Genomic DNA, 15,407 nt, shown 5'->3' on the forward strand with positions numbered 1-15,407 from the left:
GCGGGCTGGAAGGCGGCAAAGATGCGGGATCGGGGAAGTCCGGGCGGGTGGGACGACCTGGGACCGGAGACCTTGGTCGACCCACCCTTTGGAATGAAGCGTCGAAACGCTTGCTGTGTTGATACTAGCACGCTGCGTGCCAGGCGCAAACAAAGATGCTATTACAAACTGTTGCGTGATTAATGGGCCATCGGACCCCGGCCAAAGTGTAAACTGTGCCGACAGGTGCGGCGCGCTACAGCCCCTGCGCCGCCAGCGAGAATTTCGATCCGTTGACCCAGCCTTGCCCCATCGCGATCGTGCCCTTGCGGTTGATCACGACATGCTGCCAGCGCGGATCGGCGGTCTTCGAGCGCAGATAGGTCATGCACAGGATCGGGAGCTTCTCCGCGTCGGTTTGGTTGCGCCACAGGGCCGCATTCTTGGCGGCGTCGGTGGCGTGGCCGCTGGTGCCCTTTATCCCCGCCATGAAGTCGCAGATCACGTCGTCGGCCTTGCCCGGCGCGCTCGCTGCGATGAAGGCGCGCATCTTGGCCGGAGTGAGGCCCTCCAGCGATCCGTTCTGCGTGACAATGTCGAAGAACCAGCAGAACAGCCGCTTGGTCGGCGCGGCGCCGCCGTCTTCCTTTGCCCATGCGGTCGCGCGGTCGAATGCCGTCTGCGCCTTGCCCGAAATGCGCTTGTCCTGTTCGGCGCGCATCTGCGGCGTGCCCATCAGCGCGCGCAGTTCGGCGAGCGGCGTGGCGCGCAGCCGGGTGCCGGTCTGCCAGCTGCGGACAATCGTCAGGCCCGAGCCGATGCCGCCGGTGCAGGCGGTCCACATCTGGGCGCCGATCGTCGGCATCGCCGCCAGCACGACCGGGCGCCCGACCGCGACCACCATCGGCTGGAGCGAGTTCTTGCCGATATTCCATTGCAGCGCGCCGCACGAAATCCCCATGCCGTCGAAATCGCCCGAGACGCCCTGATACGGGTCGCCCTGGGTTTCGAAATGCGGCGTGATCTGGACGGCGGCGGCGACCCAGTTGGCGGGCGGCGGGGGCATGGCGATTCTCCCAATGAGGCGGCCTCCGCCCGCATCGGGATGCGGCGGCGGGGCGGCTGGATTTTCGAAGACGCGAGTCACTAGCCCGCGGCTGCGACTCTCTCGCTGGGCGTGCCGAGTTTCGTGCAGCCTGCCCGGAAATGCAAATGTGGCCTCGCGCCGGTCGCAGGGGCGATTGCAGATGAACTCGCGCACTTATTTTTTACGTCGTCATGCTGAACTTGGTTCAGCATCCAACGCGCAAAACGCGCGGGATTCGCCCGTGGAAGGTTGGACCCTGAAACGAGTTCAGGGTGACGGGCAGTAGAGAAGGCGACGCCCGATCCTTATCGATTCCCCTGCGGCATTCACCCGCCGTTCAGCCCATTGACTACAGACGTAATCATCGATTACAGACGTAGTCAGCGAGGGACCGATGACCGAACGTATCAGTGACGCCGAACATGCCGTGATGGAAGTGTTGTGGGACGAATCGCCGCTGTCCGCGCAGGATGTCGTCGAGCGCGTGCCCGCCGATCGCGGCTGGAGTGCGAACACGGTCAAGACGCTGCTGGGGCGGCTGCTCGCCAAGTCGATCATCGCGCATGAGGAGGAGGGGCGGCGTTATCTTTACCGCCCGCTGGTGGCGCGCGGCGACTATGTCGCGGGCGAATCGCGGCGGCTGATGGACCGGCTGTTCGGGGGCAAGCTGACGCCGCTGGTCGCGCATCTGGCGGAGCGCGATGCGATCACCGACCAGGACATCGCCGAGATCGAGGCGCTGCTGAAGGATCTGAAATCATGATCGGCTGGGCAGTAGAGACGTTCATCGCCACCACGCTGCTGATGCTGCTGGTATTGGCGATCCGCGCGCCGGTGCGGCGCAGCTTCGGGCCGCATCTGGCCTATGCCTTGTGGCTGCTGCCGGTAATCCGGTTGCTGATGCCGCCGCTGCCGGGGGAGTGGCAGCTCAGCCGGCTGGTCGCGCCGCTCGCGCGCGATGCCGCCGCGGCGCCGGGGATCACGGTTGGGGTGATGAACCCCGCGACGCTGCCGCCCGAGGCGGCGAGCCACGCGGTGATCGCGCAGGTCGACCTGCTCGGCCATCAGGGCGGCGTCGCGCTGGTGCCGCCGACCGCGGTTGCCGACGGGCCGAGCCTGATAATGCTGCTGCTGGGGCTGTGGGCGATCGGCGCGCTGCTGTTCCTTGCCTATCATCTGGTCGCGCACCGGCGTTTCTGCGCCCGGCTGCTGCGCCGCGCGCGCGTCGACCGGACCGTGGCGCAGGGCAAGGTGCGCGTGATCGAGACCGACGCCGCGCATGGTCCGCTCGCCTTCGGGGTGTTCCGCAAATATGTGGCGTTCCCGCGCGACTTCGCCGAGCGCTATGACGCGCAGGAGCGCGACCTCGCGCTCGCGCATGAGCTGGGCCACCATGTCCGCGGCGACCTGATCGCCAATTGGGTCGCGCTGTTGGTGCTGGCACTGCACTGGTTCAATCCGGTTGCGTGGCGGGCGTTCCGGGCCTTTCGCGCCGACCAGGAAATGGCGTGCGACGCACTGGTGCTTGCGGGCCGCGCCCAGGCGCTGCGCCATGCCTATGGCCGCGCCATCGTGAAATCCGCGCATGGCGGCGCCGTCTCCGCCGCCTGTCACCTGCACACGATCAACGAAGTCAAAGGGAGGTTACGCATGCTTTCGAAGACCAACCGGCCGTCGCCCGCACGGATCGCAACCGGGCTGCTGGGCGTGAGCGCGCTGTCGCTTGCCGCGCTCGGGCTCACGGCATCGGGCACCCAGGCGGCGGCGGAAATCCGCACGTCGATGGGCAAGGGGATCGGCGCGATCGCGCAGAACCTGCCCGCGCCGCCCGCGCCCCCCGCCGCCGCCGCGGCGCCCAGCGCTCCCGCCGAGGCAGACGCCCCGGAAGCGCCGGCTGCACCCGCCGCCCCCGTCGGCGCACGCACGATCAGCACCACGACGACGACCACCGACAAGGACGGCAAGCGCGTCAAGAAGATCGTGCTCGTGCGCAGCGACGGCGAGCGCAAGGAAATCACGCTGCCCGATACCGAGGCGATGCTCGCGTCGATGCCCGAAGTGCGCAACGCCAAGTGCGGCGCCGGTTCGGAGGCGACGGTCGAGACGCAGAGCGCCGGTGGCAAGCGCATCATCACGATCTGCTCCGACCGGATCGAGCGGATCACCGCTAGCGCAAACGCGACGGCGATGCGGAGCAAGGCGTTCGGGCTCCAGACCGCGATGATGAGCCTGCGCCACGCGCGGATGTCCATCCAGAACGAAACGAGCATGACCGAAGAGCAGCGCGCCAACGCGCTGTCCGGCATCGACGAAGCGATCGCCGAAATCGCCGAGCAACAGTCCGAGAAGGACTGACGAGACGGGAGGGCGGCTTTTCGTTTTCGCGTTCACTCGGAAAGCCGTTCTTCGGCGGGGCCGGCCGGTCTCCAACTCCTTCGCGGCCGGCCCCGTCACCCGCTCTTGTGTTCTCGCGGCTTAGCCGCCATTTCGCAGGGCATGATCGATGCCCCAACTGGCGTGGCGCTCGCCATCGAGCCGCTGGTGACGCGGGTGCTGGCGCCCAATCCGTCGCCCTTCACCTATACCGGCACCCAGACCTATCTGGTCGGCACGAGCGACCTGGCGGTGATCGATCCCGGCCCCGCCGAGCCTGCGCATCTGGCGGCGCTGATGGCGGCGATAGGCGGGCGACCGGTGGCGGCGATCGTCTGCACCCATACCCACCGCGACCATAGCCCCGCCGCCGCGCCGCTAAAGGCCGCGACCGGTGCCCCGATCATCGGCTGCGCGCCGCTGTCGCTCGACGATGCCGGGCCGCGCGCCGATGCCGCGTTCGACACGAGCTATGCCCCCGATCGCGTGCTGGCCGATGGCGAGAGTATCGCGGGGGCGGGTTGGACGCTGACCGCGGTCGCCACGCCCGGACACACGTCCAACCATTTGTGCTTCGCGCTGGCGGAGACGGGGGCGCTGTTCAGCGGCGACCATGTCATGGGCTGGTCGACTACGGTGGTCGCGCCGCCCGATGGCGACATGGCGGCGTATATGGCCAGCCTCGCGCGGCTGATGGAGCGCGAGGACCGCGTCTATTACCCCGCGCATGGCGAGCCGATCGAGCGGCCGCAGCGCTTCGTGCGCGGGCTGATCGGGCATCGCAAGCAGCGCGAGGGGCAGATTTTGCGGCTGCTGGGCGAGGAATCGCGCCCGGTTCCGGCGATGGTCGAACGCATGTATGTCGGGCTGGACCCGCGGCTGACCGGCGCGGCGGGGCGATCGGTGCTCGCGCATCTGATCGACCTGCGCGCTCGCGGGCTGGTGTCGGAGGAGGACGGCGTGTGGAAGAGGGCCGCGTAAGAAACTGGGGCTGTGCCAAGTTCCTGCTGCTGCTCGTCGCGCTGCTGGTCTCGATCGGCGCGGGCTTCTGGTTCCTGGGCGATACGGTCAAGCGCCAGTTTTTGGGCGGCAGCGATCCGGTGACGGTCGCGCAGGCGAGCCTGGAGGGGCTGCGCGAGCAGAACCGGCTGTCGACCTTTGCCGCGCGCTATGTCGCGGTGGTGACGTCGAAACAGTCGCGGCTGGGGCTGACGGCGGAAAAGACGCTGATCATGCCGGGATCGGTGCGGTATGAGGTCGACATGTCCAAGCTCCGGCAGGAGGATCTGGACTGGGATGCAGAGGCCAAGAGGCTGCGCATCACGCTGCCCGCCGTCGAAGTGGTCGGGCCCGCGGTCGACCTCGATACCCTGCGCGAATATGGCAATGGCGGCATCCTGATGCGCGTCACCGACGTCGAAAGCGCGCTCGACGCCGCGAACCGCAAGGCGGGGCAGGCCGAACTGGTCCGCCAGGCGCGCGAGGCCACCCCGATGAAGCTGGCCAAGGACGCGACGCGCCGCGCGGTGGCGCAGAGTTTCGCGATGCCGCTCAAGGCGGCGGGGATCGACGCGACCGTGGAGGTGCGGTTCGCCGACGAAGCCCGCGGCCCCAGCGAGCGGTGGGACGTGTCGCGCCGCCCCGAAGAAGTTATCGCCAACAAGTGGTGACCCGTTGAGGCACTAGGCGAAAACATGTATCTTCCGGGTATCGCAGAATCCCGGGGGGTGATATGGCGACGATTGCAGATCCGACGATAACCGAACCGCTGCCGCGTGCAGGCAGTCGAGACCGCTTTTTCCTGTTTCTTTCGCTGGCGATGTGCGTCGTCATTGTCGGTGGCTTCTCGCTTAACCTGGCGATGGGCCGTTCGAGCTTCGGACTGCCGCTGATCTACCACGTCCACGCCTTTATCTTCATGGGATGGCTCGCAATCTATCTGGCGCAGACCGGGCTGGTCGCGTCGGAGAATGTGCGGGTGCATCGCCGGCTCGGCTGGATCGCGCTGGGCTGGGTGCCGCTGATGGTGGTGTTGGGGATGGCGATCACGCTCCATTCGGTGCGCACCGTCGGTGGACCGCCGTTCTTCGCGCTGCCCGAATTCGCGTTTGGGAACCCGGCGGGGCTGGTCTGCTTCGCGGGGCTCGTATTTGGGGCGATCGCGCTGCGCCGCCGGTCGGACTGGCACAAGCGGCTGATGATCTGCGCGGTGGCGGTGCTGACCGGGCCTGGTTTCGGGCGGCTGCTGCCGATGCCGTTCCTGATTCCCTGGTCCTGGGTGGTCGCGGCGCTGATTGCGCCCGCGATCTTTCCGGTCATCGGAATGGCCCGCGACTGGATGCGAACGCGCCGGGTGCACCCGGCGTGGCTATGGGGATGGGGCGCGATGATCGGGACGTTCGCGGTCGGCGAAGTCCTTGCATTTACGCCGCTCGGCACCGCCGCCGCGCAGGCGATCGTCGCGGGCACGCCGGGGGCCGAGCGCCCGTTCGCCGCCCATTTTCCCTGAGCCCCAGCCTTGATCCCACGCGCGGGGCGGGCCATGTGCCCCGCACGGCAAGGGAGAGCGGCACTATGGACGCGCGTAACGGTATCGGCGGAAGCCTGAGCGGGCTCGACCTGCGCGCGGAGATCGATCGGCTGCGCAAGGAGCGCAATGCGGTCATCCTCGCGCATTATTACCAGAAGCCCGAATTGCAGGACCTTGCCGATTTCGTCGGCGACAGCCTCGACCTCAGCCGCAAGGCCGCCGAGACCGATGCCGATGTCATCGCGTTCTGCGGCGTGCGGTTCATGGCGGAGACGGCGAAGATACTGTCGCCGGAAAAGATCGTGGTGCTGCCCGACATGGATGCCGGGTGCAGCCTCGAGGATAGCTGCCCGCCCGCGCAGTTCGCCGCGTTCCGCGCTGCGCACCCCGATCACATCGCGCTGACCTATATCAACTGCTCGACCGAGGTGAAGGCGCTGAGCGACATCATCGTCACGAGCTCGTCCGCCGAGAAGATCCTCAGCCAGATTCCGCGCGACCAGAAGATCATCTTCGGCCCCGACAAGAATCTGGGGGGCTATCTCCAGCGCACATTGGGGCGCGAGATGCTGTTGTGGCCGGGCGTGTGCATCGTCCATGAGGCATTCAGCGAGACCGAGCTGCTCAAGCTGCGCGCGCAGCATCCCGGCGCGCCGATCGCCGCGCACCCCGAATGCCCGCCGCATATCCTCGACCATGCCGATTATGTCGGGTCGACGCGCGGCATCCTGGAATTCGCCCAGTCCTTCCCCGGCCAGACGCTGATCGTCGCGACCGAGCCGCACATCATCCACCAGATGGAAAAGGCGCTGCCGGACAAGCAGTTCATCGGGGCGCCGGGCGCGGACGGCAACTGCAACTGTAATATCTGCCCGTATATGGCGCTCAACACGATGGAGAAGCTCTACCTCGCGCTGCGCGACCTGACGCCGCGGATCGAGATCGAAGAGGGGCTGCGGCTCCAGGCGAAGAAGAGCCTCGACCGGATGCTGGAGATGGCGAGCGGGACGGTGGGGCAGGGCGATCTGGGGCCGGTGCCGGTCGCCGAGCCAGCGGTCGGCGGGCCGGTCGACAAGGGCGATTGAGGGTCAGCGCCACACCGGATTGCTGGTCAGGCTGGCCGGATACATATTCACATAGTGCGCCATCCGGGGGCGGGCGGCGCGGTTCGGGCTGGCGCCGTGGGGCAGGTCGTTCCGCCAGATGATCAGGTCGCCAGCGCCGGCGGCGATCGGGACCGCCTCCGCGCTGAGGTCGATCGCGCGCGGATCGCGGTCGCCGAGCGTTTCCAGCCAGGGGCCGAGCCGATGGTGGAAACCCGGGACGAGCTGGAACGCGCCCTGATCGGCGGCGGTGTCGGTCAGGTACAATATCCCCTGCGTGGCGAAGGGGATCGGCGGCGCGAGGCTCACGTCCCAATGGAGATGCGGGCCGGGGAAGCGATAGTCGGGGCGCTCGGGCGGGTTGAAGCTCAGCCGGTCGACCCGCGACCAGAGATTGGCGGTGCCCCATAGCTGCGCGAACGCCTTGTGGACGCGCGCGCTGTAGCGGGGAACGTCCATCGCCGGGTGCTGGAAGATCTGGAGCATGATCCCGCCCTCGCGCTGCGGATACCAGCGGCTCGGATCGTCGGGCGATGCGTCCAGCGCGCGCCAGAGCACCGCCTCGATCGCGGTGGCTTCTGAGGGCGCGATCGCGTTGCGCAGGATGACATAGCCCTGCGCGTCCCACTGTGCGAGGTCGGCGGCGTCGAGCACCGGGGGCGCAGCGTCGATGGCGTCGAGCCACGCCTGCGTGGCGGGGGGCGGCGGTTCGCCGGCGATATATGCGTGGTAGCGCGCGAGCCGCTCGGGATCGGGAGGGCCGGCGGTTTCCGTCGTCCAGGCGGCGAATGCCTCCAGGCTGGGGCGCTCGGCCAGCTTGCGATAGGTCTGCTCCAGCCCGAGGCCGAGCATGTCGAGCATGATCCGCTGCCGGGTGGTCAGCGGGCTGCCGCCACCGTGAACCAGCTTCGCCCAGAACGCCTCGAATCCGTGAACGCCGATCATTCTGGTCCACCCCTTTGGCCAAGGGCTATTGCATTCGCACTGTGGTCACCCTCACCCTTCCGGCGCTTCGCGCCTCCCTCCCTCTCCCAACGGGAGAGGGAAGGGGCCCGCCGCCGTAGGCGGTGGGAAGGGTGAGGGTGACCACAGTGCAATGCGACTGCCCCTTTCCACTATCCTAACGCCTTCCCGGCATCGCTGGGAAGCGCAGGCTGACAATCGCGGATGGGAGGGCTAGAGCATCGGGCATGACCTTTGCGCTGCCCGGCTTCGACTTGCCCGCCTTCCTCGCCTCGACGCTTGCCGAGGACCTGGGCGGGGCGGGGGACATTACTTCTGCTGCGGTGATTCCCGCCGACGCCCGGTTCGATGGGGTGATGGACAGCCGCGACGCGATCGTCGTCGCGGGGCTGCCGATCGCCGAGGCGTTTTTCCGTGCGCTCGATCCCGGTGTCGCGATCGAGGCGCTGGTCCAGGACGGCGACAGCGTTGCGGCGGGCAGCGAACTGTTGCGGCTGCGGGGGACGGCGCGGGCGATGCTGACGGCGGAGCGATCGGCGCTCAACACCGTCCAGCATCTGTCGGGGATCGCCACGCTGACGCGGCGCTATGTCGATGCGATTGCGGGGACCGGGGCGGTGCTGCTGGATACGCGCAAGACGCTGCCGGGGCTGCGGATGCTGGAGAAATATGCGACGCGGATGGGGGGCGCGCAGAACCATCGCATGGGACTGTGGGACGCGGCGATGATCAAGGACAATCATGTCGCGGTCGCCGGATCGGTGGGCGAGGCGGTGCGGCGCGCGGTGGCGGCGGGGATTGCGCAGATCATCGTCGAGGTCGACCGGATCGACCAGATCGCGCCCGCGCTGGAGGCCGGCGCGACCCACCTGCTGCTCGACAACATGGCGCCGCCGATGCTGCGCGAGGCGGTGGGGCTGGTCGATGGGCGCGTGCCGACCGAGGCTTCGGGGGGCGTCACGCTCGACACAATCCGTGCCATCGCCGAGAGCGGCGTGACCTATGTCAGCGTCGGGCGGCTCACCCAATCGGCGCCCGCCGCCGATATCGGGCTGGATTTCACCGCGCGATGAAGGCGCCCCTTCTCCTCGCCGCCGCGATGCTGGGTGTGGTGCCGCAGGGTGCGCAGGCGCAGGCGCAGATGTGCCGCGTGCCCGCGCGGGTGCCCGCACCGCATCCCGATCTCCCGAGCGACCGCGAGCCGCGCCGGGTGCTGCCGATCGGCAGCTACACGCTCGCGCTGAGCTGGAGCCCCGGCTATTGCCGCGGGCATGGCGACGATCCGAAGGCGGCGTTTCAGTGCGGCGGGGGCAATCGGTTCGGCTTCACGCTGCACGGGTTGTGGCCCGATGGCGTGGGCAGGGAGTGGCCGCAATATTGCCGGGCCACGGGGATCGTGCCCGCGCCGGTGATCCGCCAGACTTTGTGCGCGACGCCCTCGGCGCAGCTGATCCAGCATGAATGGGCCAAGCACGGGACCTGCATGCCGGGCAGCCCGCAATCCTATTTCGCGACCGCGCGGGGGCTGTACGGCAAGGTCCGCTATCCGGACATGGCCGCGCTGTCGCGCGCGCCGCTGACCGTGGCGGGGTTCCGCTCCGCGATGGCGCGCGCCAATCCGGGGATGCCCGCCGACGCGATCCGCGTCACCGCGACGCGCGAGGGCTGGCTCGACGAGCTATGGCTGTGCCTGGACAAGGCGCTGCGCTATCGCCGGTGCACCCCCGGCAGCGGCGGGGCGCCCGATGGTGCGGCGCTGCGGATCTGGCGGGGAAATTAGCCGCCCGGTTTCAGTTTCGCTGAACTGCCCCCTTGTATCTGGACGAGCACGGCTCGTTTCTGCTGGAAGCGACTGAGCGCCGGTGTGGGTGGCCACCCACACCGGCGTGGCGGCGATGTCGCCCGTTCCCCCTCAGGTGCTCACCCGCGTCGGAGCCAGGGATCATCGCCGTTGTCACGCACGACCGAACAGTCGGTTGATTCTCAATCGCACAGACAAGTCAGGTTACCGTGATGCGCAACCTTTGTGGAGTGGATGTTTCCAAAGCCTGGCTCGATAGCTGGTCCGCCGGACGATATCAGCGTTTCGCCAACACGGCAGAAGGCGTCGCGCAACTGCTCGCCTTCTGCCGCGAACACAGTGTCGAACTGGTCGTGATGGAGGCGTCGGGAGGTGTTGAGCAAGCGGCCTTCCTGGCGCTGTGGAAGCAGGGTCAGCCCTGCGCCATCGCCAACCCCAGGGCCGTTCGCAGCTTCGCCGACGCCATGGGTAATCTGGAGAAGACAGATCGCATCGATGCCGAGATGATCGCCGGTTATGCCGATGCCAGACAGCTGGTCGCCACGCCTCCGCCGTCTGAGGATCAGCGCCGGCTGACGGCACTTACGGCCAGATTGCGCCAGGTTACCGCCGATCTCTCGGTCCAGAAGCAGCGGCTGCACAGCACCAGTGAGCCCACCGCATTGGCGAGCCTGAAGGAGGCGATTGCCTTTTTCAACCGCCAGACCAAGGCGCTTGCGGCCGAGATCGCGGCGCTGATCACCGCCGATCCGCTCTGGGCCGAACTCGACAAGACCATTCGTTCGATCAAGGGCCTTGCCGACAGAACCGTTGCCGTCCTGCTCGCCGACCTGCCGGAACTCGGCACACTCTCGAACAAGGCCATCGCCAAGCTCGCGGGCCTTGCTCCCCTCGCCAACGACAGCGGACAGCGCAATGGCCGGCGCCGCGTTCGGGGCGGAAGGCCTTCCGTCCGATCGATCCTCTACCTCGTCGCCGACGTCGCCAGAAAATACGACGACGATCTCGCCAGCTTCCGCGACCGGCTGCTCGCACAGGGCAAGGCGAAGATGGTCGTCCGCATCGCTCTTGCACGAAAATTACTCGTCAGGCTCAACGCAAAAGCCCGCGATGCACGCGCGCAAATGGCCCATGCCCTTTGACAAACCAGATAGTCGCTTCGACGACGCCTGCGGCGTCGCTCTGGACAGGCTTCGACAAGTTCAGGGCGAACGGGTGGGGGGATCAAGCCAACCTCGTGACGAAGTAGCGTTAGCGCCGCGCGCGATCGATCAGCCAGACGCCGATCGTCAGCGCCAGCCCGACGCCAAGCCCGCCGACGAAACCGACCGAGGGTTGTCCGGCGATCGCGCCGATCACCGATCCGGCGACCAGGCTGATCGCGAGCAGGAAGCCGCCGGCCAGCGGCGTGCGGGAGGGGGTGTTTGCCATGGCGGCCGCTTTGCCACGTCGCGGCGCGCGGCGCCACTGCGGCATTGCGGGCCGCTATCGTATCGGCGGACGGACCCGGAACCGCCCGGCGCGAGTTAAGGGCGTCTTCTCCTGATCTCGAGGCCCGATGACGCTCCCCCAAATCCTGTCGGTCGGCGTCCTTAGCGGGATGATGCTGCTCTTTATCTGGGGCCGGTTCCGATATGATGTCGTCGCCGTCATGGCGCTGCTCGCGGCGCTGGCGCTGGGCATCGTCAAGCCCAAGGAAGCGTTCACCGGCTTTTCCGACGACATCGTGATCATCGTCGGATCGGCGCTGGTGCTGTCGGGCGCGGTGCAGCGATCGGGGATCATCGAAAGCGCGATGCTGTTGCTGCAACGGCGGGTGACGCGGGTGCGGTCGCAATTGCTGCTGCTATGCGCCAGCGTCGGCTTCGCCTCGGCGTTGGTCAAGAATATCGGCGCGCTGGCGATGATGATGCCGGTCGCGTTCCAGATGGCGAAACGCTCCAAGGCGACGCCCGCGGTGTTCCTGATGCCGATGGCGTTCGCCTCCCTGCTGGGCGGGCTGATCACGCTGATCGGCACGTCGCCCAACATCATCGTCAGCCGCGTGCGCGAGGAGATGACCGGCGAGCCGTTCGGGATGTTCGACTATGCGCCGGTCGGGCTGGGGCTGACCGTGATCGGGCTGATTTTCCTGCGTTTCGGCTATCGGCTGTTGCCGCGCGATCGGCGGGCGGTGCCGACGCTGGGCGAGGCGCTCGACATCCAGAATTACGTCACCGAGGCGGAAATCCCGGCGGGATCGCCTGCGGTCGACGAGAGCGTGATGGCGTTTCGCGCGCGCCACGACAATGAAGTGACGGTCACCGCGATCCTGCGCGGGGGCATTCGCAGCACGCCGTTTCCGGACACGACGCTCCGCCCCGAGGATCTGCTGATCCTGGGCGGCGCGCCCGACAGCCTGGAGCGGGTGATCGCTGCCGATGGGCTGGCGCTGGAGGGGCAGGAGCGCGAGGCCCCGCAGGGTGGCGAAGTCGGCGTGCTGGAGGCGGTGATCGGCACCGACAGCGCGCTGGCGGGGCGCACCGCGGGGCGGCTGGGGCTGCATGAGCGGTTCGGCGTGAACCTGATCGCGGTGTCGCGGCGGGGCGAGCGGCTCGCGAAGCGGCTGGGCGAGATCGAGTTGCGCGCGGGCGATGTGATCGTGCTGCAAGGGCCGCTCGAGCTGTTGTTCGAGCGGCTGAGCGAGCTGGGGTGCCTGCCGCTCGCCGAACGCACGCTGCGGCTGGGCAGCGCGCGCAAGGGGTTGTTGCCGCTGCTGATCCTGGGGGCCGCGATGATCGCCACCGCCAGCGGCTATGTGCCCGTCACCGTCGCATTCTTCGCCGCCGCCGCGCTGGTGGTGCTGAGCGGGTCGCTGCCGGTGCGCGAGGCGTATAAGCATGTCGAGTGGCCGATCCTCATCATGCTCGGCGCGCTGATCCCGGTCAGCGATACGCTGCGCAGCACCGGCACCACCGACCTGATCGGCGAGCAACTGTCGCAGCTTGCGGCGACGCTGCCGCCCTGGGGCGCGGTCGCGCTGATCCTGGCGGCGGCGATGGCGGTGACGCCGTTCCTCAACAATGCCGCGACGGTGCTGGTGATGGCGCCGATCGCCGCAACCTTTGCCACTGGGCTCGGCTATCGGCCCGAGGCGTTCCTGATGGCGACCGCGGTGGGGGCGGGGTGCGATTTCCTGACGCCGATCGGGCACCAGTGCAACACCCTGGTGCTGGGGCCGGGGGGCTATCGGTTCAGCGACTATGCCCGGCTGGGAGCGCCGCTGTCGCTGCTGGTGCTGGTGGTGGGGACGCCGCTGATCCTGTGGGTGTGGCCGGTGTGAGGGCGGCGATGCGGCGAGCCGAGCGGAACCGGGCGTCGGGGTGCCGGGTTCCAGAGGTCAGGCTGCGCGCGCCCGTCGGGCGACACCAGCGCCGCCACCGAAGGAGAGGTTCATCGTGCTGCTCGCACGGATCGGAATGGCGCCGCAGCCCCGCCGCATGATGATCGTTCAGTAAAGGCGTACCCCCATGACCAACCTCGTGTTCCGCAAGGCACTGCTCGCCGCAGCCTCGACTTTCACCGCCGCCGTAGCCTATTCGGGCACTGCGCACGCCCAGGCCTTCTACCTTCAGGAACAGTCCGCGCGCGGCGCGGGGCGGGCATTTGCCGGCGAGGCGGCCGATACCGGCGCCGCCTCGATCTGGTGGAACCCCGCCTCGATCGCCGGGATCACCGAGGGCGAGGTCGTCGTCAACGCCACCGCGATCCTGCCGCGCGGCGAAGTGGTCGACACCGGCACGCTGATCGCGCGCCCGGGCCAGCCCTATGCCCCGGTCGGCGGCAATAGCGTGGCGCGCAATCCGATCAACAACGGCGTCGTCCCCTCGGGCGCAGTCGCCTATCCGATCACCGATCGGCTCGCGGTCGGCGTATCGGTGACGTCGCCCTATAGCTTCACCACCGACTACAGCGGCGATAGCTGGGCGCGCTATGGCGCCGCCACGACCCGGCTGCGTACCATCGACGTCCAGCCTTCGATCGCCTTCGCGGTGACCGACTGGCTGCGCGTGGGCGCCGGCCTGAATGTCGAATATACCGATGCGTCGCTGAGCAACGCGCTGCCCAACGTCCTCGCGACGCTCCCCGATGGCCGGCAGGAGCTGAAGGGCGATGGCTGGGATCTGGGCTGGTCGGCGGGGCTCCAGATGCACAACGAATTTCTGACGGTCGGCATCAGCTATAAGTCGGCGATCGAGCATAGGCTGAAGGGCAGCCTCACCGTTTCGGGGCTGGTCGGCCCGCTTGCCGCGTCGAACGAGGCGCTGAGCGGAGTCGAGGCGCGCTTCTACACCCCGGCGCAGGCGATGATCGGCGCGCGGGTGCGGCTGAGCGATCGGCTGACGCTTAACGGCCAGGTGACGCATTTCGGATGGGACAGGTTCGACGCGATCCGGCTGGGCGCGCCGATCAACGCCGCGATCCCCGAGAATTACCGCGAAAGCTGGAGCCTTGCGACCGGGCTCGACTATGCGGTGTCGCCCAAGCTGACCGTCCGCGCGGGCGTGCAGCGCGCGCAGACTCCGACGCAGGACGGCGAACGCGACGCGCGCGTGCCCGACGCCAACCGCTGGAACTTCGGGACCGGCGCCTCCTATGCGCTGTCGCCGCGCTTCACGATCGATGCGGGCGCCAATTACGTGACGTTCGAGGGCGAGACGATCGACCGCGTAACCGCTGCCTATGCCGGCACCCCGGCGCAGACGCCGATCCTGACGTCGGGCGAGTTGCGCGACGGACGGGCGTTCGTGTTTTCGCTTGGCGCGCGCGTCGGGTTCTGACGCAAAGACAAACATACTTGACTCAAAAGTCGCGTATGTTTTACATCGCTTCGTCCGAGAGGAGGAAGCGATGTACGAATTCACGCATGGCGGAATGTGGTTCGATTGGGCCAAGCTCGACGGCACGTCGAAGCGGCTGGCGCGGTGGAGCCTGATCAGTTCGGGGGTGGCGGCGCTGCCCGTGGGCGTGGTGGCGGGCGAGGCGGGGTATCGGTTCGGCTATGCGCTCGCGAGCGGCGCGCCCGCGACATTGCAGGCGACCGTGCCGCCCTGGGCCGCGATCTGGGTCGTCGTGTTCATGCTGGTATCGGGCGTGCTCTGGTGGCGGATGAGCCGGCGCCAGGACGAGATGTTCAACCGCATCCAGAATTGGGCGTTGGGTGCGGGCAGCGGGGGGAGCGCGGTGCTGCTCGCCTGCTGGGCATTCCTCGCGATGACGGGGCTCGTGCCCTGGGCCAGCCCGATGGCGACGATCCTGATCTTCTGGTGCGCGATCGTGCTTGCCTGGACGATCGCGTACCGCAGATGGGCGTAACCACGACGTTGCCCGAGCTGCGCCGCGAGCACCGGCTGACTCAGGCCGATCTCGCGGCGGCAGTCGGGGTGTCGCGCCAGACGATCAATTCGATCGAGACGGGGCGGTTCGAGCCCAGCCTGAGCCTCGCGCTGACGCTGGCGCAGCATTTCGAGACGCCGGTGGAGGCGATCTTCGCGCTGGCGGATGCCGGGGCAGGCTGAGCCCCGGCATCCC

General features: G+C 68.1%; 16 protein-coding genes. 13 read left to right on the top strand and 3 right to left on the bottom strand.

The features are described from left to right. Window positions 1-235: 235 nt before the first annotated feature. The gene (locus TS85_RS03380; RefSeq protein WP_044330406.1) at window positions 236-1,045 is read right to left on the bottom strand and encodes a hypothetical protein; all 810 of its coding nucleotides are present in this window, start codon (window positions 1,043-1,045) and stop codon (window positions 236-238) included. A gap of 415 nt (window positions 1,046-1,460) precedes the next feature. On the opposite strand from TS85_RS03380, the gene TS85_RS03385 reads away from it, so the two are divergent. From TS85_RS03385 to nadA, 6 genes are all read left to right on the top strand, one after another. Continuing rightward, window positions 1,461-1,829, top strand: coding sequence for a BlaI/MecI/CopY family transcriptional regulator (locus TS85_RS03385; RefSeq protein ID WP_044330407.1), 369 nt, complete (start codon window positions 1,461-1,463; stop codon window positions 1,827-1,829). Continuing rightward, window positions 1,826-3,421, top strand: a complete 1,596-nt coding sequence (locus tag TS85_RS03390; RefSeq protein ID WP_044330409.1) for a M56 family metallopeptidase — start codon at window positions 1,826-1,828, stop codon at window positions 3,419-3,421. Before TS85_RS03385 ends, TS85_RS03390 begins: the two co-directional genes overlap by 4 nt. A gap of 141 nt (window positions 3,422-3,562) precedes the next feature. Continuing rightward, window positions 3,563-4,420 (top strand): MBL fold metallo-hydrolase, encoded by an 858-nt coding sequence (locus TS85_RS03395; RefSeq protein ID WP_044330411.1) that lies wholly within the window; start codon window positions 3,563-3,565, stop codon window positions 4,418-4,420. Then, complete coding sequence (locus tag TS85_RS03400; protein WP_044330414.1) at window positions 4,402-5,109, top strand: DUF4230 domain-containing protein; 708 nt, start codon at window positions 4,402-4,404, stop codon at window positions 5,107-5,109. Before TS85_RS03395 ends, TS85_RS03400 begins: the two co-directional genes overlap by 19 nt. A 62-nt stretch (window positions 5,110-5,171) precedes the next feature. Next, entirely contained in the window at window positions 5,172-5,948 is a 777-nt protein-coding gene (locus TS85_RS03405) for a hypothetical protein (protein ID WP_044330415.1), read from the top strand. A 65-nt stretch (window positions 5,949-6,013) separates the two neighbouring features. Further along, window positions 6,014-7,054, top strand: coding sequence for a quinolinate synthase NadA (gene nadA, locus TS85_RS03410; protein WP_044330416.1), 1,041 nt, complete (start codon window positions 6,014-6,016; stop codon window positions 7,052-7,054). A gap of 3 nt (window positions 7,055-7,057) precedes the next feature. Here nadA and TS85_RS03415 read toward each other — a convergent pair whose 3' ends face one another. After that, a complete protein-coding gene (locus TS85_RS03415; RefSeq protein ID WP_077228418.1) occupies window positions 7,058-8,017 on the bottom strand; it encodes a phytanoyl-CoA dioxygenase family protein in 960 nt (319 codons plus the stop codon). A gap of 245 nt (window positions 8,018-8,262) precedes the next feature. On the opposite strand from TS85_RS03415, the gene nadC reads away from it, so the two are divergent. The 3 genes from nadC to TS85_RS03430 all read left to right on the top strand — a co-directional run bounded on the left by nadC (window position 8,263) and on the right by TS85_RS03430 (window position 10,978). Next, window positions 8,263-9,108 (top strand): carboxylating nicotinate-nucleotide diphosphorylase, encoded by an 846-nt coding sequence (gene nadC, locus TS85_RS03420; RefSeq protein WP_044330417.1) that lies wholly within the window; start codon window positions 8,263-8,265, stop codon window positions 9,106-9,108. Further along, the gene (locus tag TS85_RS03425; protein WP_044330419.1) at window positions 9,105-9,815 is read left to right on the top strand and encodes a ribonuclease T2; all 711 of its coding nucleotides are present in this window, start codon (window positions 9,105-9,107) and stop codon (window positions 9,813-9,815) included. The genes nadC and TS85_RS03425 overlap by 4 nt, the downstream gene beginning before the upstream one ends. A gap of 233 nt (window positions 9,816-10,048) precedes the next feature. Beyond that, window positions 10,049-10,978: an IS110 family RNA-guided transposase gene (locus TS85_RS03430; RefSeq protein WP_044330421.1), complete on the top strand. Its 930-nt coding sequence runs from the start codon at window positions 10,049-10,051 to the stop codon at window positions 10,976-10,978. A gap of 109 nt (window positions 10,979-11,087) precedes the next feature. Here the strand turns inward: TS85_RS03430 and TS85_RS03435 are convergent, their stop codons facing one another. Continuing rightward, the gene (locus tag TS85_RS03435) at window positions 11,088-11,267 is read right to left on the bottom strand and encodes a hypothetical protein (RefSeq protein ID WP_044335764.1); all 180 of its coding nucleotides are present in this window, start codon (window positions 11,265-11,267) and stop codon (window positions 11,088-11,090) included. Between the two features lie 127 nt (window positions 11,268-11,394). Between TS85_RS03435 and TS85_RS03440 the strand changes: the two genes are divergently transcribed. The 4 genes from TS85_RS03440 to TS85_RS03455 all read left to right on the top strand — a co-directional run bounded on the left by TS85_RS03440 (window position 11,395) and on the right by TS85_RS03455 (window position 15,394). Next, window positions 11,395-13,158 carry an SLC13 family permease gene (locus TS85_RS03440; protein ID WP_044330423.1) on the top strand — a complete coding sequence of 588 codons (1,764 nt, stop codon included), beginning with the start codon at window positions 11,395-11,397 and terminating at the stop codon, window positions 13,156-13,158. A gap of 187 nt (window positions 13,159-13,345) precedes the next feature. Next, the gene (locus TS85_RS03445) at window positions 13,346-14,656 is read left to right on the top strand and encodes an OmpP1/FadL family transporter (protein WP_044330426.1); all 1,311 of its coding nucleotides are present in this window, start codon (window positions 13,346-13,348) and stop codon (window positions 14,654-14,656) included. Window positions 14,657-14,726: 70 nt separating this feature from the next. Continuing rightward, entirely contained in the window at window positions 14,727-15,191 is a 465-nt protein-coding gene (locus TS85_RS03450; RefSeq protein ID WP_044330427.1) for a hypothetical protein, read from the top strand. Next, entirely contained in the window at window positions 15,182-15,394 is a 213-nt protein-coding gene (locus TS85_RS03455; RefSeq protein ID WP_044330428.1) for a helix-turn-helix transcriptional regulator, read from the top strand. Before TS85_RS03450 ends, TS85_RS03455 begins: the two co-directional genes overlap by 10 nt. The last annotated feature ends 13 nt before the right edge of the window (window positions 15,395-15,407 follow it).

The organism is Sphingomonas hengshuiensis (assembly GCF_000935025.1).
GTDB lineage: Bacteria > Pseudomonadota > Alphaproteobacteria > Sphingomonadales > Sphingomonadaceae > Sphingomonas > Sphingomonas hengshuiensis.